Source organism: Actinacidiphila glaucinigra (assembly GCF_900188405.1).
Taxonomy (GTDB): Bacteria; Actinomycetota; Actinomycetes; order Streptomycetales; family Streptomycetaceae; genus Actinacidiphila; species Actinacidiphila glaucinigra.
In genome coordinates this window covers 38,510-56,379 of sequence record NZ_FZOF01000041.1, presented here as the reverse complement: position 1 = coordinate 56,379, position 17,870 = coordinate 38,510, and the positions used below count along the sequence as shown (strand labels likewise).

Sequence of the window (17,870 nt, the reverse complement as noted above, 5' to 3'; positions counted from 1 at the left end):
GATACACGAGGAGCGGCTGTCGTGTCCAACAACAACACCATTCAGGACCGGTATGCGACGCGTCTCGCAGAGGACCTGGACAACAACGCCAACGAGCAGGAAAAGGTCCGCGTGCAGTTGGCGGACCTCCAGAACCGGCTCGCGCAGCTCGAACAAGAGCGGGCATGGCTGACCCAGCTTCAGGAATCCGTGGCCGGTGCGCAAAGCGCGGCTACGCCCGAGCAATCGGCAAGTGAAGCGCCTTCTGGCAACAGGGCCGACGAGCCGAAGGTGACGTCTTCGGCCCAGCCAGTACCCCGTCCCCGCGGGCGGAAGAAGTCGGCCGGTGAGCCGGCCCGCAAGGCCGGGAAGAAGACCATGGCTTCCAAGGACGGCCGGAAGCCCAAGCCCGCTACCTCACGATCCAGCACCGAGCCGACACTGCGCAGCCTGGTCATCGGCACACTGGCCGCGAGCAGCGAACCGCGCATGGTCAGCGACTTCGTCGATGCCCTGGCCAAGCAGCACCCCGATCGCACCACGCCGAGCGCGCCCGTGGTGCGCAACGCCTTGGAGTCGCTGGTAGCCAAGGGCCTCGCCGAACGTACCCGCCAGCAAGGCAGCGTCTTCTACACCCCCATCACCCCTTCGGACGGCGACACCAGCAATGCGGCGGAAGCAGCAGAGTCCGTCCCGGCAACGGTCTGACCTCAAGCGCCTGTGGCAGGAAGCGGCAGGTCTCCTGCCACAGGCGTAGGCGCGACCATTCCGGAACAGCTGTCGAGGAGCAGTGCACCCGGTCCCGAGGCCGTCCACATCGCCATAGAGCCCTCGATACCTGGTCCGTCAGCGGGTGTCGTTTGTGGCCCAGGATCCGGCGCGAGAAGGCATCCGCGTACGATGCGACATAGACCGTCCCGGCCCAGGTAGCCGCGTAGGTGAAGTCCGCAACTCCCACAACCGGTTCAGCCGCTCGGCGTCGAAGGGACGATCGACCAGGTCACCTGCCCGGCACGCATCGTTGCCCGGGCCGGGGGTCCGTATCCGTCGTCCGCGGAGCAGTCATGGGTTCAGGATGGCTGGTCAGCCACTGCTGAAGTTCGCGGTGCCGAAATTGGTAGGCAGGGCCGGCGTAGCGCAGCAGTCCCGCTTCAGACGCCCAGTCCAAGAACACCACCAGCCGAAACGGCAAGTGCCCTGTGGAACACAGCAAGAACGCCGTGTAACGACGCATCAGGAGACTCCCCACCCCCACCCCCGGCAACATCGTCAGCCCGATCACGGGGCCGCCTACCAGTCCTGCCAAGAGTCCGAACATCAACCCAAACAGCAGCCCGAACATCAGCCCGAGCGCTAGTCCGACCACCAGTTTCAGCACCAGGTCGTCTCGCAGGAGCGCCCACGGGCGCGCCTCCTTGGCCGGCGGTGCTACCGACCCCATGAACAACACATGGCTCAGCGCGAACACGAACCCGCCCAACAGCCCAAGCATCAGCCCGCGCGCCAGCCCGAACATCAGCCCGCCCCCCACCCCGAAAACCACCGCGCCAAGCAACGCGCCAAACAACGCGGTCGCCAAGACAGAGCCTGGGATGGCAGGTCTGGAGAACCCCAGCCGACCCGGTGACGTGTCACCCTCTCTCGCAAGATACGTCACAGCTAGGACGGCCGGCGGGAAGATCACTTCTACAGGTGCGGAACGGAAAAAGGTCGCCCAGGCCAGGAAGGCAACAAGGACCATTGCGCTGGCGGTAAGTGTGACTTCGACAATCCGGACGCGGGTGCGGCCGGCCAGCGGCCATAGCTCGTGCAGAACTAGGTCGGTTCGCACGCTGATCAGAACAGACGTACCGGTGAACCTTGCTGTGTGGGTGAGGGAGCGGGTGAGGTGGTGCAGCCATCGGTGGACCTGTTCGGGGCGGTAAGTCCGTTGCCAACCGAGCCTCGTACGGGGGTGGCGGTGGAGGCGGGTGGTCGCGGGGATGAAGCGGGCCAGCAAGTGCTGGTCGAGGTCTTGAGCGGTGGCGTGGGTGGTGAGTTCGTCGGGGTTGCCGTCGTCGTGGTAAACCGTGGCGGTCAGGCACAGCCGCCAGGGCGTGGACAGCAGCGTCGCCAGTTCGCCGCCGGGATGCGCATTCAAGTGATCGATCAGGGGCTGCCAGCGGGTCCGATCCTGGGCGCGAGTGGTCAGGTACCTCACAGCGTGGGCAGGACTGACAGGGGCGAGGGTGACCTGGACCGAGTCGCGCAGGGGCCCACGGGCGGTCAGGGCCTGCAGATGGGCGGTGCGGCAGGTCAGCACCAACGGCCCAGGCTCGCCCCGCACCCGGTAGCCGTCCAGCTTCTCCAGTACCGCCCGGGCACGAGGCGCGTCTGGGTCAGGGTTCCCGTCGAACAGGGTCGGGTCCATCTCGTCCAAGCCGTCCAGCACTGGCAGAACCATGCCGTGCTCCACCAGAGCCGCCGCCTGCGCCTTCGGCCAGCCGTAAGCCTCGATCAGGCGCTGGGTCAGGAAGGCTTCCAGAGGCGTGGTGCTGTCCCACAGTGAGACCGGGACCCGGACCGGGACCGGATCGGTGTCGGTGCGGTCCTTGAGCAACGCGAGGATCAGGGCGAGGGCGAAGACGGTCTTGCCGGCTCCGGCCGGCCCGGTGACCACCAAGCGTTGGGGCTGGACCTGACGCCAGTACGCGGCCACATCTGGCGTTCCTCCCGCCGGATGCGAGGGCGGAAGCACCAGTGATGAGGCAGGGGTAGGGGTGGACAGGAGACGGCCGTGCAAGGGTGCGGTGGCAGCGCGGCCGGGGACCGCCTGGAGGGTGTAGGCGAGGTCGATGGGAACAGTGTCGTCGCCCAGCAGCTGGTTGTAGATCCGGCCCTCACCTGAGACGACCAAGGCAGCAAGGGTAGCGGCCCATGTACGGACGAGGTCGGCGGTGTTGCCCTCCGACGGCTTGCGTAGGGCCAGGACAGCAACCAAGAGACCTGCGATGCCGAGGGGTGGTCCCCAGAGGCTGGCAGCGTCCTGCGGTTCAAAGTCCCCCCGAGACAACTGCCGCCAGGTAATGAGCACAAGCACCACCACCACGGCTCCGCCAACCCAGCCCACTGCCTGCCACACCCGCCGATGCCGACGGCCCTCGACCCTCATGCCTCCGATGATGGCCCGCCCCGCATCGCTCCGCACTCTCTTCCCGTACCTCCGCTCGCAGTGCCCAAGTCGGGCGCGCCCCCCGGCCCCGAGTGCGGCACCGAGAAGGTCCCGCTCCTCACCATCGCCTCCTGGGAATGGGTGGGCGGCAGCGAGACCCGGATCGCCGAGGAGGAACGGACGAACCCGGCCCCGCCTCCCCTGGGCGCCCAGGACGGCAACTTCACCTTGATCGACGTCATCGGCGACTACAGCCTCCAACTCCACGTCTGTCCGGCATCCCGGACCATCCGCACATCGAACTGCTCCCGTGAGCCCTGCGGAGGTCCTCCGCGCCGACGCATACGCCACTATCGGTGCCGCTATCGAGTCTCCAGTCAGCAGCCTTGGCCAACGATCAGATGATCCAAACGGCGGGCCCTAGGTGTGGCTCATTCGATCAGTGTTCTCAGCCTGCCAGCCAACTCCGCCCTCGACCGCGTCCGTAGTTTGCGGTAGACGCGTGTCAAATGCGCTTCCACGGTCTTCTGGGAGATAAACAAGCAGGCGGCCACCTCGGCATTGCTGAGACCACGGGCCACTGCGCGCGCGACCTGGAGTTCTTGACCTGTCAGGAGGCCTAACGCTTCGCTGGCCTGCCCTTCCGGCAGGTCCGGGCCGCGGTAACCGGCAGCCCTCAACTCCGCGCGGGTACGAGCTGCCCAGGGCTGCGCGCCCAGTGAGACGAACTTGGAAAGCGCCTCCAACAGCGGCTCCCTCGCTCGCACGGCCACGCGTTGCCTGCGGAGCGCCTCACCTCGACATAGGAGCGTGCGTGCCTCCTCGTAGGGGAGCCCTCGACGGGAGTGTGCCGCATGGGCGAGGAACCACCACTGGTCGACCTCTTTGGCGGACTGAGCGGCGAGCATCCTGCAGCGGGCATGCGCTGCCTGCATCCACGCCAGCCTGGTGGATTCCGCCGCTGCCTCCAGTCGCTCCAATAGGTAGGGAGCATCCACGGAGCCCGCACGTACATGCGCCTCGGCCAAGTCCGGAAGGTGTGGGGCGATCATGGGGTTACCGATCCCGGCGCGTTTTTCGTGCGCACTGGCCTGACTTAAGTGGTCGATCGCGCTGGCAAGTTCACCACTGGCTAGGCAGTCCAAGCCGAGCGCGGCGGCGAAGTGGGCCTCCAATGCCCACATGCCAGCCTCTCCTGCCAGTTGTCGCGCCTGCTCGATCCGCTGCGCGCAAGCGGCCCGGGAACCTCTCAGAGCGTCCAGCCTGGCGAGCGCACTCAAGGCGAACGCGGCAATGCCAGGCATCCCAAATTCGCGGGCCCAGCGCAGTGCCTCAAGTGCGTCCGCCGAGGCCACCGCCCACCGCCCCTCCCATATGTCCAGTTCGCTGTGGAGGGCAAGGGCATACGGCAGCACGGACAGCGATCCTGCTGTTCGCGCCGCTGCGATCACCGACTGCAGCAATCGCCGACCTTTCAGGGGACGGTCCAACCAGATGTATCCCTGGGAGACCAGGCAGAGCGACAGGCCGTCGCGCAGTGGATCGGACGCTTCGACCACGTCCTGATATTGCTCGAGTGCTCGCGCGCCTTCGATGACATGGCCGCGCAGCGCCAACACTGGGCCGAGGAGACTAGCCGTGGCGTCAACACGGCCGTCGTAGCCACTGGTTAGCCAGCTCTCAAGCGCTTCCAGCCCCTTCTCGGCGTTTCCGCTCATCACCATGGGCAGGATCGCTTCGCGCATCATGGTCTCCGCCACATCGGGCAGTTCTCGCCGGACAAGCGTCGCTGAACGGGTCAGGACGCTGAAGGCGAGCTCTGGGCGGCCGATCCATGTATAAGCGCGCCCAAGGGCGAGCTGCGCTGCTGTCTTGGTCCCGGTGTCGCCGGGGAGGTCGAGGGCGTCCCTGGCGAGCCGGCTTGCCCAGGCAGGATCTCCCGAGAGCAGAGCTGCTTCAGCACCTCTTGTCAGCCGAGTCGTCCGTGTGGCTTCAGCCTCACCGCGCTGCGCGGCCGCTTGCCACGCGCACGCGGCACTGTGATAGGCCCCCCTGCGGGATGCGTCCTCGGCTGTCTCGGCCAGGAGCTGGGCCAATTCCTCGTCCTGGCTTACTGCACCCGCCTCCCTGTACCAGACGGCTCGCGAGATCGTGGAGACGTCTGCAAGTCGGACAAGTGCTCGTTGCCGCCGGCCCGGTTCCATGGCGTGCAGCACAACGGTGCGGATCAGGGGATGCCGGAACGTGAAGGTGTTCCCTTCGGGCGCCGCGGTCACCAGAGCCTGCCTCACCGCTGGCTCCCACGCCTCCCAGTTCACGCCTGCGGACGCCAATGCCTGAAGCGTGTCAGCCCCCGAAGAGCGGTCCAACGCCAGCATGGCCAGGGCCCACTGGGTATCGGCCGGTAGGCGACGCAGTACGGCAGCCCATGTGACCTGGAGGTGTTCACCAGGTGAGAGTCCTTCCGAGAAGGATTGCGTTGACGCGTCCGCCGCTCGTGCCCCGGCTTCCACTACCGCTAGGGGGTTGCCGTCACACCACCGGACCAATGCGGTTAGGTCCCCTGGCGCTAGTTCTATCCCCCTCTGAGCCAGGAGTGTGCCGCATTCCTCACGTCCCAGGCCGTGCAGATCCAGGACTGCGCTGCCGCCACCTGTGGTTGCGGCCGGTTCTCGGGTGGCGGACAGCAAGGCGACCGGCTCATGCCCTAGGCGGCGGGACAGGAAGCGCAGCACCTGTGTCGACGCAGGGTCTGCCCAGTGGAGATCGTCGACGACGAGCACCACTGGTTGGCCAGCGGAGGCTTCCGTGACCATGGCCAACGTTGCCGAGCACACCGACAGCGGGGTGGGGACTGCCCCTTTGCCGCCCTCCAGAGCTGCCTCAAGAACCTCTTGCTGGAACACTGTCAGTGCTTTCGCGTGTTGACGCAAGGGCCTGAGGAGATCAGCCAGCAGGACGAACGGCATATCCATTTCGGTCTCGGCGCCGGCTGCGCGAAGTACCCGAATCCCCCGCCGGATGGCGAGGAAACAGGCTTGATCCAGCAGAACTGTCTTGCCGATCCCGGGGTCCCCGTGCAGAAACAGCGCTCCCCCGCGCCGCTGCCCCGCCAGAGCGTCGATGACCTTCTTCAGGGCGGTTGTCTCTGTGTCCCGGCCGATCGGTGGCTGGCCGCGGTCTCGGTCTCGGGGAGAGCCACGCCTGGTCGCGCCCGACGATCGCATGACTCCCCCGGTTCTCCTCGGACCGAACCGTGCACGACGTAGCCGCGTTGCTGCTAGCGCGGCAACCAGACAAGAAGGAAGATTTTCGCAGATTACCTGCCTCAGAGGAAGGCGGCGACGATCTTCCACACGGTCCCGACCTCGGTGACGAAGGCCTGGACCTTCTTGCCGACAGCCTGGATGTTCTTCTCGTCGAACGGCTTCGGGTCCCACCACTGGATGATGCTCAGACGCCCCTGGTTCAGCAGCGCGGGGTCGATCTTGTTGTTCCAGTGTTCCACTCGTTTGCTTGCCGCCCCGAAGGGGACCATGGTGCCATCGACGCCGTACTGGTGCTTCTCGGCGTTGATGTTCGTCGGCCAGAGGATTTTGTCCTGGCTGTCCAGGATGACGGGCACCGCGGAGCCATGGAAGCCGTAGAGCTCCGCCGTACTCCAGATGGTGGTGGTGCCGGTAATCAGGCCGTCGGGCGACACCGAGGCAGTGGTGTTCATCCACCGCCCCTCGGCTAGGCGCCTGTTGCCGGTCTCGGCCTTCGTGGGGGACCAGTCCTGGACGGTGCCGGCGGCCCACAACGCGTGCGGGCCAGCGTAGACGACGAGGTTGCCGTCGTCCTGGAGCACGACGTGCGCTCCGGAGTTACCGTCGGTGTCGGAGGCCCACTGGGGCTTGCCCTGGTTGTCGTAGCCGACGAAGTTTCCGTCGGTCTGCATCTTGACGATCGTGACCTTGCCCGGGGTACGCCCGCTCCCGTTGGGCCATTTCAGACTCATCGTGGCCCACAAGGGCTTCCCCGTGTCCACCCGGTACAGAACGAGGTTGCCGTCCTCCTGCAGGACCAGCCGGACCCTGCCGTTGTCGGACCGCAGTTCGCCCCCAGCCGGCAGTTCCCCACCCGCGCTCAGTGTCGACGTCATGAAAGGCCCCCTCAGGGTGCGTGTCGGAAGTAACTGTGTGCACCTTCCTCCACGCCCCAGCAGCCAGGCATCGGGAGAACCCCTGCAACCTGACCGCCGAGGGTGCCCGCCACTGCCCGCTCGACCCTAACTTCAGCATCACCAAGCGCCTCTGTCAGCCCGCGCCTTTGGTGGCCGTCCAATGCCCCCTACACACCTGGGTCGTCCCGCCAGTTTCGCCCGGCGTGTCCGTGCAGGTCACTCCAGCCAGCCTGGCTTTCCGCTGGGAATCCGGGGGTCACCCCCGGGAAAGTACAGTCCCCGCTCTGCGCAAGAGGCACCCATCCGGACCGTGACCCCCACACGGCCTTAACCCGCCGGGTCCACCGTCAACCGTGGACCCGGCGGACACCACTCCTAACCGGAAACCCCCAACCTCTACCGCCAGAGTCGCTGCCGGCGCTCCCCAGCAACTGACGGGACCGCCTCCGTGCTGGAACTAGATTCAGCCCGAACTGCACGCCGCTCCCGCCCCTGGGCGCCGAAGTCCTCCCGCGGAAGCCACCGACCTCACAGCCATCGGACCAGGTCCGGCTGGGACTTCAGCCTGCAACAGCGCGGCCAGATCGCCGGTTGACCAGGCGTATGACGCCAGAGAATTTCCGTCGGGATGGTCGTGAACCCATTCCAGGCCGCCGAGGTCGAGGTGGGTACGCGCGCGGGTGACGGGACGTAGGCGAGGCGTGCATCGACATCGTCGATGCGGCCAGGCAGGGGGTTTCCGTGCCCGTCGGTCTCGTCGCCGTCCTTGGGTGGGTGGAAGTCGTCGGCGATCTCGATCTGGAACCATTCGCGGCCTAGCTCCTCCAGCTCCGCCAGTAGCGCGGCATCCCTCCCTGCTCGAACCGCTCCCGAACCACCAAGGCACTTGCTCGAGCACCTCACAGCAGCCGAAATCTTCGGCTCGGGCTCCTCTGACCGCGCGTACCGCAGAGCTTCCGTGTACCTCTCGCCCGTACCGGCCTGGCGACGACGGGCCATGTGTCGAAGCATCGGGGTTCAGGCAGTCCACCCCGGCGCCGCATAGGCCGACCCGTGCCAGACCCAGCGGGCAGCGATTCCGAAGTGGCAACACAGACGTATCAAGCCTGCTTTCGAAGCCCGCCTAGCACCACGGCGCGGACGCTGTGCCGTTGGTCCTTGCTGAGACGGTCCATAAGTTTTGTGATTGCCGGTTGGACGTCGGGCCCTGAGTGAGTGGTCACTGCTTCGGCCAGGGTGCGGCGCACTCGGAAGCTCGGGTCTGCGGCCAGACGCGCCAAGGTGTCGGCGAAGCGTTGAGGGTGCTGCATACACAGCACTGCGCTGAGCTGTCGGGCAGAGATATGGCTGTGGTCGGCCAGAGCACGGGGATCGATGTCCGCTGTGGCTTCGCGTGGGAGGCGGTTGAGTGCCAGGGCTGCTTCCTGGACGTCTATGGCCTCGTCGCTGCGCAGGAGTTCAACTGCCTGGTCTTTGACCCATTCCTGCTCGTCGGCTGTTGTCGCTGAGGCAGCGGCAAGGCGTAGGCCATGGCCGCGCAGCGATGCGGATCCCAGGTTGATCTTTAGTGTGCTGAGCGGGTGGGGTTGGCCCGTGAACTCGTCGTCGAGTCGGCTTCCGTCGAGCTCGCCCAGGGCGAAGGGCTGACTCGCACGGAAGGTGGTGCACTTGGCCTCTGGTTCCTGGTCGACGACGAGATTGTGGGCGCCGATCAAAGCGTCCTGCCGGTTGGACGCCAGCTCTCGTCTATCACTTGCCACTGTAAGAAGCTTTTCCAGGCAGGCGTGCCGTTCATCGGAGGCGAGGTGACAGACCATGGCCGAATCAGGAACCATCGCGCTGTCCAGGGACATAGATTTGGGATCCGGCTCGGGCCGGGCCAGGAGGCGGTCGCGTGCCGTCCTGGCTCGCTCCTGCACATCGGGATGGTCAGGGTTGACTGCAGCCTGGATCACGTTGGACAGGTAGTGTCCCTGCCTTGCCAGCTCGTCGGCCCGTGTGCGCAGGGTATTCTGCTCGTCACCGCTCAGCGGGCTGCAGGGGACGGTGCCGGCAGCCACCCTGTCACTCTGCGGCCAAGCACCCAGCAGACGCAGCGTCTGGTCCCTGACGAGAACGTTCAGAGCCTTGTCGGTGTGGACGTCGGCAAGATCGAACAACCTGGTCAGGGCGCGCATGGCGAGCTCGGGGTGTGCTATGGCGATGGCTACGCAGGCAGCCGCGTGCTCGTCGTCGGTGTGGCGGTACTGATTGGGTTCGCGGGGGACGTCCGGGCCGAGCAGGTCCAGCAGGGCTGTGGCCTGCTCATGTGTGCTGCGCGAGGCAAGCGCGCAGGCGCTCTTCGCAGCCTGAATGGCCAGGGACCTCGTAGGTGAATCGACGAGTTCGCCGACCCTGCCGCGTACGGCTAGGTCCAGCATCTCGTCGAACAGCTCGCGTGCTGCCGCATCCTCGCCCAGGTCGGACTGTGCCGCAATCAGGACCGCACGTGAGCGCAGGGTCCACCACGGCTGGCGCGCGCCGGGCACCAGGGGAAGCAGCGCATCTCCCATGTTCTTGGCGAGCTGTTCGAGCTTCTCGGTACTTCCGGCACGCTGGTAGTAGGTCGCCGCCAAATCGGGTTCGTTGTTGTCGCGGTAGAGGTCGCCGAGGAACGTCACGGCTTCGTTCTCGTCCGCCCAGCTCCCGGTAACCACGCTGTCGGTCAGCCAGCGGCGGGCCGCCAGGACCGCCTCGGTGGGCTTGTCCCGGACCAGTGCGGACATCGCTTGTGCTCTCGGGTCCCGGATGCGGTCCAGCAAGCGGCCGGAGCCTGTCGTGCGCAGCGCCTGCGCGAGGCGGTGTTCGTCGTCGATCTCTATCGTCCACGGTCCGTACTGCGCGTTGGCCGCGCGGATGGCGTAGAGCCAGTCGGCGGCATCTTCGGCAAGTCCCGCGTGGATGCCGTCCTGGACGGCGTCCCTCCAGTTCTCCAGGGCTTCCTCCGCCCGGCCTTCGAGGGCGCAGCGTCGTGCCTCGCGCGCGCTGACGAGCGCTGCGTGCCGACCCTTCATCCGGTGCCGTCTGGCCTCGCGGAGCAGGTCCTGCCGTGGTGCGCTGTCGTATTCGGCTCGCAACAGGCGCAGGCGCACCAGGATGTCCTGCATCTGCTCCGTTACCGGCTGTTCTTTGGCCTGTGCGAGGGCGACCTTGATGAGGCCGTCGAGTTCCACGAGCGTGTGGGGCTCGGTCGCGAGCCGGTACTCGGCGAGCATGAGCACCAAAAGCGGCCGATAGTCAGGGGCATCTGCTGCGCCCACCTTTTCCAGGGCGGGTGCCAGGTGGCTCATGACCAGAGGGTGGGCGATGTCCTGGGCAGCCGCGTTAAGGAGGGCTGCGTGACGTGCCGTGGCCGACGCCTGTGGTGTGCGGGAGCCGGCCGCGTCGCGAGCGAACTGTTCGAGCTGGTGGGCCAGGATCCTTGCCTGGTCGCTGTCTCCGTGGTGCAGTGCGGCTGCCGCGAGTTCGGCCGCCAAGTCGGCTGCCTCGTCGAACAAACCGCCCTCTTGGAGAGCCTCGAGCTGTTTCTTCCGCAAGACAGTGGCATGCCCGCGGAACCCGGCATCGTGCAGCCGGTTCGCCAGAGCGCCGTAGAGTGTGGCTGATTCGGCCGGTGCCTCGGCCCTCCTGTTGTCCGCGGTACGCAGCATCGGTGCCACGTCGTCGGTGTTGAGAGGCCCGACGAGGATCCTCTCGGCCTGCTCCTGCCGGTCGGGCGGCGGTGCCGGCACTCCTGGCAGCGGGGCGCCCGTGCAGAAGTCGGCCGCTGTCTCGCGCGTCCAGAACTGGGCGACGATGTCGCCGCAGTAGCGCAGGTGCTGGTTGATCTGCTCGGACCCCCACAGATCCACGTCGAGATCAGGATATTGGAGCTGGAGCGCGGCCAGCTCGTCGGCCAGTTGCGTGGCCTCAGTGGAGGCAGAGGTCGCCACGATCAGGCGGCCGGCGTCGAAGGGACGCCGGCCGACCGCGAACTTCGCGACCGCCTTGCGCAAGTCCCCGGCGGTGAACGCTGCGTAGTCCTTGCACTGGACGACGGTGAAGTCACCCGTCGACTCCCGACCGGCCAGGTCGATGCCGTGCTGTGCTTGCCCCTGAACCCCGTAGCGCCGAAAGCGGATGTCCCGCAGGCCCAGAACACGGCGTGACAGGGCGAGCATCAGCTTTTCGAAGCGATCCCAACCGAGATGCAAGTCCAGGTCCTCCCCCGGCGGCGTACGACCCGGGGAACCGCCAGGAGGAGGAGTACGCAGGTTCGGATCTCCCGCACACGGCGCCCAGACGTCCGCGGCCGGGCGGTCGCCGCCAGCCGTCTCCGGCTGACGCGGCATGTCGGATTCGGAAGGGTTCGGCTGTGTCACAGCTGCATCATCACACCCCGCACCGACAAAGCCGGAAGCGGCTGGAGGTGAAGTGGTCGGAGACCAGGTTGCGGGCGATGGTCACCAGCCAGGCGCCGAAGTCGCGGCCCTGCCAGGTGAAGGTCCCGATCCGGCGCAGCGCACACAGGAAGGTTTCGCTGGTGAGGTCCTCGGCGGTCGCCTTGCCTCCGACCCGGTAGTACACCTTGCGGTAGACGGTGTCGCCGTAGTGGTCGTAGAGCGCGGCGAAGGCTTCGCGTTCGCCGGCCTGGGCTCGTTCCACCAGATCCATGGTGCTGTTCGCCTCCCGACCGGAGCCGCCCCCTCCCCCGCGGTGCGCACCGGAGGGACGGTTCAGTGCCCGCAGAACACTCACGCGGCGATGACCTCGCCGCCAGGTGTCCAGGACCTCGCCGGCACCCCGACTTACAGCAGGCCGCGCCCCACCGGCGCCGCCTTCGCGTGGCCCTCCTCACCCGATCACCGGCGGAAAGGCAGCCGGGCCCCCTACCACCCTCGCCGCCTGGTCCCCGCGCGAGGCGCTCACGCTGACCGACGGTCTCTGGTGAGGCATCTACCAGCCGACCGAGCTCGAAGTGGTCCGTCCAAAGCCGTCGCCGCAGGCCATCGCTCCGCCGACCACCAGCAGCCCCGCCACCCGCGATGCACCATTCGGGTGGCTACCCGTCGTGCCCGGCCACACGGATGACCCCATGCGCTACGCAGGAGAGCATGGAGGAATGGCGTGACGTCACGGGTACGCGTGTACAGCACACTGCGCCGGTAAGACGCGCCGATTGCGGGGCCGTGTGTATGCGGCCCCGCAATCGGCACCTCGCCCCGTCCCACCCAGCCCTATCCAGCAACGGCCCTGCCCGATCTGTGCCAGCAAGGGTCGTCCGCTCCGGTCTGGCATCCCATCCACGTCCTCTCAACGCCACCCCTGCGGGCTCGGGACAGGCGGGCAGCGGGGCTGAACGCCTACAGTGTCTGGAGCAGTGCCCGCACCTCCTCAGCGTCGGCGGCTCCCACGTCGATCATGACTGCCAGCGCGTGTTCCCAGTGCTCCGCTGCGGCAGATGCGTCCTGCCCAGTCAGCGCTCTACCGAGAAGCACCTGGGTCCGGGCAGCCGCAAGCCGGAACCCACGCTCCTGGAACTCCGCGAGGACCCGTTCAGCGAGGGCAATGGTGTCGCTGAGGGGAGCGGCGACCAGGTGGGCATGCACGATGGAGATCAGTGCCTGTTCGTCACCGGTGCGGGCAACGCCGTCCCGAATGAGCTCAAGCGCCTGCAGCGCATGGCCCAGAGCCTCCGTCGGTCGGTCAAGCTGAATACAGGCGGCTGCGACTTTGGCGAGCGCGTCAGCTTCAGTCGCCCGGTTTCCAATGCTGCGTCCGGCGTTCAGAACTGCCGTGGCATGGAGGTGAGCGCTTTCTGGGCGGCCGAGCCGGGTTTCGATGGAGGAGAGCACCGTGAGCGCGCACCGGTACGCCTCGTGGTCACCGATGGCCTCCGCGCTGGCTGCGGCACGTTCCGCCCAGGACAAAGCTTCGGACAGCCGTCCTATGTCCCGGTTCACCAGAGCCAGGTTCACCTGGGTGATCGGGTCATCGGCAAGCTGCACCGAGAGGTGGAAATGCCTGGCAGCGTCCTTGAGCTGGCCGAACTTGAGGTGACAGTTTCCCATGTTGTTCTCTGCTACCGAGTGACCCTGGACGTCTCCCAGTTCCGCGTAGATGTGGGCAGCGAGGGTGTACTCCTCCAGAGCACTGCGGTCATCGTCGATCGCTCCCAGCGCCGTGCCCAGACAGAGATGCATCGCCGCCTGCTCAATGCTGCGGCCGTCGTCGTGGGCGGCAGCCAGCGTGGAGCGGACGGCAACCACCCAGTCCGCATCGCGGCGGTGCAGCGTGAAATAGCCGCGCAGTGCGTCGGCAAGGTGGCAGGCTCTGCGATGGTGCGGCTTGTGGGCGGCCGCGTGGTTCACGGCGGCGACCAGGTTCGGGAGTTCTGTGCTCAGCCACACCAACGCCTCACGTTCGTTGCGGAACTGGAACGAGGCCTTCTCCCTGACAGGTTCGGATGCTTGCATGGTGAGCCGACGAAATGTCGGGTAAGCGACATCGGCTGCTACGTTGATGCGACTCACGTACCAGGCAAGAACCCGCTCCAGGGCGCAGTCTCTGTCTTCTGGTGTCTCTTCGGCCTGTACTCGCTGGTGAGCGTAGAGACTGAGCAGGTCATGGCGCCGATACCGGCTGGGCTCGTGCTCTTCGAGCAGATGTGCCGATGCGAGGCCTTGCAGGATCCGTGACGCTTCAAGGACTGGGATTCCGGCGAGGACGGCGGCCGCCTCCCGACTGATGTCGGGGCCCGACACCAGGGCCAGCAGGCGAAACATGTGCCGGGCGGCGGATGAGAGCGCCATGTACGAAAGATCGAAGGCAGCAGCGACTGCCATCTCAGGGTCACCCTCGACCTCGAGACCGGACAGCAGGTCGGACTCCTTGAGCTCCGACACGTAGTGGGCAATATCCCTACTGGGATGATTCGCCAGGTTTGCTCCGACGATCCGCAGGGCCAGTGGAAGGTGTACGCACAGTCGGCCCAGTTCCGCCACGCTGTCCTCTTCGGCGTCCGCCCGTTCGGCTCCGATGAGGTTGCGCAGTAGCACTGTGGCTTCCTGGGGTTCCAGGACGTCCAGGATGCACCTGCGTGCTCCTTCTCGTGCCACCAGGCCGGTGAGGGCGTCACGGCTGGTGATGACCACGTGGCAGCCTGGGCTGCTCGGCAGAAGCGGCCTGGCTTGCGCGACGTCGACGGCGTTGTCGAGGAGTACCAGCATCCTGCGTCCGGCCAGCAGCGACCGGTACATGCCCGCTTGCAATTCAGGATCGACGGGAATGCGCTCCGGCGGAACTCCGAGCGACTGCAGGAGCAAGGAGAGCGCCTGCGTGGCAGTCAGGGCAGGGTCCATCGAGTGGCCCCGGAGATTGACGTACAACTGCCCGTCGGGAAAGCGCTTAGCCACGGCGTGGGCCCAGTGAACCGCCAGAGCAGTCTTTCCCACCCCGGCAGAGCCGGTGACGATCGCGATGGGAATCGCGCTGAGGGCGGTCTGGCCGGCGTCCCGGAGGGTGGCGTCCAGCGCGCTGAGGGCTGCCGTACGCCCGTAGAAGCCGTTGGCGTCCGGGGGCAGCTGCCTGGGCAGGTACCCGCCCGTTTCCGACCATGCGGTCAGCGCGCTGTTCCGGACGGGCTCTCCTTCTGCTTCGAGGCGCCGGCCGTCGGTCTGCCGCAGGCCTCTCCACGCCTTTTCCCATCGCTCGAGGTCGGCGCCGGCAGCGCCGCAGGCGCTAGCCACGGACCGCACGGTATCCAGGGGCGGCAGCCGCCTGCGGCCCGGGTTTAAGGCATCAGCCAACGTACTGGTCGGAATCTTCGTACGGCGCGACAGGACTTGCAGCGAGGGGTCCCCGGCCCATACTTTCAGTGCTTTGAGCGCTTGCACGAACTCCGCGGTTGTGGCGACGCTCAGGGGATCGGGACGCTCCTTGTCCTGCCCACTCTTGACCTGGCTGGTGCTGTTGTTGCCGTCCAACGCCCCGTCCTCCACTGCCCCCGCGAACATCCTGACGCTGCGTCACTGTAGGCCACAGCATCACCCCGCCAGATCCCTTCCAGCCGTCCGGATCCATCCGAGAGCGTCCGGGGGCATCCGAAGCCGTAGCCGGACGACGACCAGAACGGCTTCGCTGATCACGTCGCCACGACGCAAGGGACTCGCCACCCGTGTATGCCTCCCGCTGAAGCCGCAGCGTTCGACTTCGCTCCTTCGAGTCACGCCGGCCCCGCGTCACCGACAAGAAGAGATCACATCACACCAAGGAGGACTTCCTATGTGCCAGCGATGCCGCGGAAACGGCAAGTGCACCACCTGCGACGGTTCCGGCAACCGCGGCGTATGGAACTGCAGCAGCTGCAAGGGCACCGGCGACTGCAAGGCCTGCAACGGCAAGGGCTGAACATAGCCACGTGACGGGAGGGCAGAGGCACATGCCCCGCCCTCCCCCACCCCGCGGGGACGAATCCCGAATCCGCACCGCCACCTGTCCCGTGCCTGGGGTCGCCTCGCGATGAGCACCCTGAACCGCTCCGGGGTCCGGTGCAGAGTGCTGAACCTTGGGAAGGATGCGCTCATGCCGGCGCAGAACTTGCTGCGCTGGGGCTGAGTAACGGCACATCACGGCGGTGTCGTAGCGGACACCTCACGGTCGCATTCCAGGGATGAGGCCCCCGACACAGCGCGGTCGTAGAGGCGCTGGTGCCTCTCGTTGGCGTCCGGCCCCAACACGAGTGCCTTGAAGTCTCCTGGCTCCGGAGTGCTTCGGGCTCTACTGCCACGGCAGCAGCTCTCCCGTTTCCGATCAACTCTGGTCGATTGAGAGCAGAAATGGAAAACGGTCAAGCGTTCGACCGACATCAGCTGGAATTAGTCCTCGCGGCAAGATTCGAACTTTGCGCGATCAACGGTTTATATGGCGCGCGGCGTGACGAACGCACTACTGTCCGTTGTCGGCGGAGGAACCCCGGCCGGCTCGCTACCAACACGGGGCTCCTCGTCACCGGAACCAAGGAAGGACGGAAAGTACCTGTGCTTGATCCCTACTTCGCCGCCAAGGTCAGCCCGGCGGCAACACGCAACGACGCTAGCATTCCGCGTCGTTCCCGTACTGAAACCCGCATCGCAAGTGCCTGGACTGTCACCGTGCAGGTGAGCGTGTTCCTCGCCCTGCTGGTGCTGCCCGTGATCCTGATCCGCGGCTGGTGGGCGGCGCCTGCCACCACTGCGCTGATCGCCGGTCTGACGGTGGCGACGCGTCAGTCACGATGCCACTACCAGCGTCTTCGTCTGGGCTGAGTCGTCTTCGGGTTTGGCGGCGCACCTGTGGGTGCGCCGCTCCCCGTCCTGCCGTCGGCGGTCAGGACAGTTTTGTGAATTACTCGTTCCTCTTCTGGGTGCGCAAGAACTCACACATCTGGGAGAGAGAAACGACAGCAGCACGTGGGAGGAACGATGGCGGGTGCCAGTCGCAGATTCGGGATCTGCGGGCACTGCAAGGGCCGGTTTGTTCAATCGGGCGGCCCGGGCCGAAAGAGGGAGTACTGCGACAAGGTCTGCCGGAGCAAGGCGCAGCGTAGCCGGGACGGTCGGCATGGGCAGCAGCAGGCGCGCAGCACGCTTCCGCTCGGCCGGAGGATCGCGGAGGATCTTCAGGCGCTGTCAACGGCGTTGCTTGAGGCCGAGTGTGACGGGCGTCCGTTGAAGGATCTGCTGCGGTGTGCGAATGATGTGATGACAGAGGTTGAGTCGTACAAGGCTGCGGCAGTGCACGATGCCCGGAACCGGGGGACCAGTTGGGATCAGGTGGCCGACGCAGCTCACTTGAGCGCAGCCACGGTGCGTACGCGATGGTCGGAGAGCAAGGTGCGCGATCGCTTGCAACGGCGGGCCACGAACCGCGCCGTGGTACGGCAGCCTCCCGCCTCCGTGGTGGATGCTCCGGATGCCGCGGAGGGCAGCCCTCCGCAACTGGCGACTGAGCGGGCGTCGGCGAAGCTGGCGTCGGCTCTGTCCCATCTGCATCGCTCGACCAGCCTGACGATCCGGGAGGTGGCCGAGGAGACCTCGCTGTCGGCGTCGTATGTATCGCGGATCTTGTCAGGCGAACGGACACCGACCTGGCCGGTGGTGTGCGCACTGGCCGAATTGTTCAACGGTGATCCGGCAGAGCTGAGCGCGCTGTTCGAAGGCGCTCATGGGCTGGTGCCGCCGGCTCGGCATGCCCTCACCGATGCGGTGGCGCGTCTGCAAGCGGCTTTGCGCGGATTGCATCTGGCGGTGGGGCGCCCGGAGCCCGACACGCTGGACAGGGCATCAAATGAAGTGCTGACCGGTCAGACGATCAGCGACATTCTGGAAGGCGTTGTGATCCCTGGCTGGGAGCAGACGTCGGCCTTGGTGACTGCCCTGGGGGGCTCGCCTGCCGATGTACGGCCTCTGTGGGAGGACGTCCACTACGTGTTCTTGCTCTGTCTCGATCCTCCCGAAGAATCTCCGGGGCCTGCAGATCCGTCCGTGTCCGATTGATGTTTGCCGTGTGCTCGGAAGG

Annotated in this window: 10 protein-coding genes and 3 pseudogenes; 4 read left to right on the top strand and 9 right to left on the bottom strand. The window is 66.5% G+C overall.

The genetic code is table 11. The features are described from left to right. The first annotated feature begins 21 nt into the window (after nt 1-21). Complete coding sequence (locus tag CHF15_RS44615) at nt 22-687, top strand: hypothetical protein (RefSeq protein WP_143681752.1); 666 nt, start codon at nt 22-24, stop codon at nt 685-687. 157 nt (nt 688-844) lie between these two features. On the opposite strand, the pseudogene CHF15_RS46235 reads toward CHF15_RS44615, so the two are convergent. The 9 genes and pseudogenes from CHF15_RS46235 to CHF15_RS40785 all read right to left on the bottom strand — a co-directional run. Further along, nucleotides 845-996, bottom strand: a pseudogene (locus tag CHF15_RS46235) (IS3-like element ISMyma3 family transposase); the annotation flags it as partial. Next, the gene (locus tag CHF15_RS40815) at nt 980-3,130 is read right to left on the bottom strand and encodes an NACHT domain-containing protein (protein WP_143681751.1); all 2,151 of its coding nucleotides are present in this window, start codon (nt 3,128-3,130) and stop codon (nt 980-982) included. The pseudogene CHF15_RS46235 and the gene CHF15_RS40815, both read right to left, overlap by 17 nt. 431 nt (nt 3,131-3,561) lie before the next feature. Further along, entirely contained in the window at nt 3,562-5,421 is a 1,860-nt protein-coding gene (locus CHF15_RS40805) for a helix-turn-helix transcriptional regulator (protein ID WP_245939326.1), read from the bottom strand. Between the two features lie 411 nt (nt 5,422-5,832). After that, nucleotides 5,833-6,357, bottom strand: a pseudogene (locus CHF15_RS46865) (ATP-binding protein); the annotation flags it as partial. Nucleotides 6,358-6,458: 101 nt separating this feature from the next. Beyond that, complete coding sequence (locus tag CHF15_RS40800) at nt 6,459-7,274, bottom strand: hypothetical protein (RefSeq protein ID WP_089229002.1); 816 nt, start codon at nt 7,272-7,274, stop codon at nt 6,459-6,461. 549 nt (nt 7,275-7,823) lie between these two features. Further along, nucleotides 7,824-8,294 carry a hypothetical protein gene (locus CHF15_RS46860; protein WP_143681750.1) on the bottom strand — a complete coding sequence of 157 codons (471 nt, stop codon included), beginning with the start codon at nt 8,292-8,294 and terminating at the stop codon, nt 7,824-7,826. A 101-nt stretch (nt 8,295-8,395) separates the two neighbouring features. Beyond that, on the bottom strand, nt 8,396-11,527 hold the full coding sequence (locus CHF15_RS46225) for a PDDEXK family nuclease (RefSeq protein ID WP_245939325.1): 3,132 nt from the start codon (nt 11,525-11,527) through the stop codon (nt 8,396-8,398). A gap of 196 nt (nt 11,528-11,723) precedes the next feature. Then, nucleotides 11,724-11,987: pseudogene (locus tag CHF15_RS40790) on the bottom strand (sigma factor); the annotation flags it as partial. Nucleotides 11,988-12,676: 689 nt separating this feature from the next. Continuing rightward, on the bottom strand, nt 12,677-15,298 hold the full coding sequence (locus CHF15_RS40785) for an ATP-binding protein (protein WP_179280208.1): 2,622 nt from the start codon (nt 15,296-15,298) through the stop codon (nt 12,677-12,679). Between the two features lie 298 nt (nt 15,299-15,596). Here CHF15_RS40785 and CHF15_RS46525 point away from each other — a divergent pair, with 298 nt between their 5' ends. From CHF15_RS46525 to CHF15_RS40780, 3 genes are all read left to right on the top strand, one after another. Beyond that, complete coding sequence (locus CHF15_RS46525; RefSeq protein WP_265737429.1) at nt 15,597-15,722, top strand: hypothetical protein; 126 nt, start codon at nt 15,597-15,599, stop codon at nt 15,720-15,722. A gap of 416 nt (nt 15,723-16,138) precedes the next feature. Further along, nucleotides 16,139-16,618 (top strand): hypothetical protein, encoded by a 480-nt coding sequence (locus CHF15_RS45555; RefSeq protein WP_220093398.1) that lies wholly within the window; start codon nt 16,139-16,141, stop codon nt 16,616-16,618. 402 nt (nt 16,619-17,020) lie between these two features. Then, complete coding sequence (locus tag CHF15_RS40780) at nt 17,021-17,848, top strand: helix-turn-helix domain-containing protein (RefSeq protein WP_245939324.1); 828 nt, start codon at nt 17,021-17,023, stop codon at nt 17,846-17,848. The last annotated feature ends 22 nt before the right edge of the window (nt 17,849-17,870 follow it).

Bases quoted from the DNA above. Each gene is read 5' to 3' on its own strand.
- CHF15_RS40800 (WP_089229002.1), bottom strand. From the start codon at position 7,274: ATGACGTCGACACTGAGCGCGGGTGGGGAACTGCCGGCTGGGGGCGAA.
- CHF15_RS40815 (WP_143681751.1), bottom strand. From the start codon at position 3,130: ATGAGGGTCGAGGGCCGTCGGCATCGGCGGGTGTGGCAGGCAGTGGGC.
- CHF15_RS46860 (WP_143681750.1), bottom strand. From the start codon at position 8,294: ATGGCCCGTCGTCGCCAGGCCGGTACGGGCGAGAGGTACACGGAAGCT.
- CHF15_RS46525 (WP_265737429.1), top strand. From the start codon at position 15,597: ATGTGCCAGCGATGCCGCGGAAACGGCAAGTGCACCACCTGCGACGGT.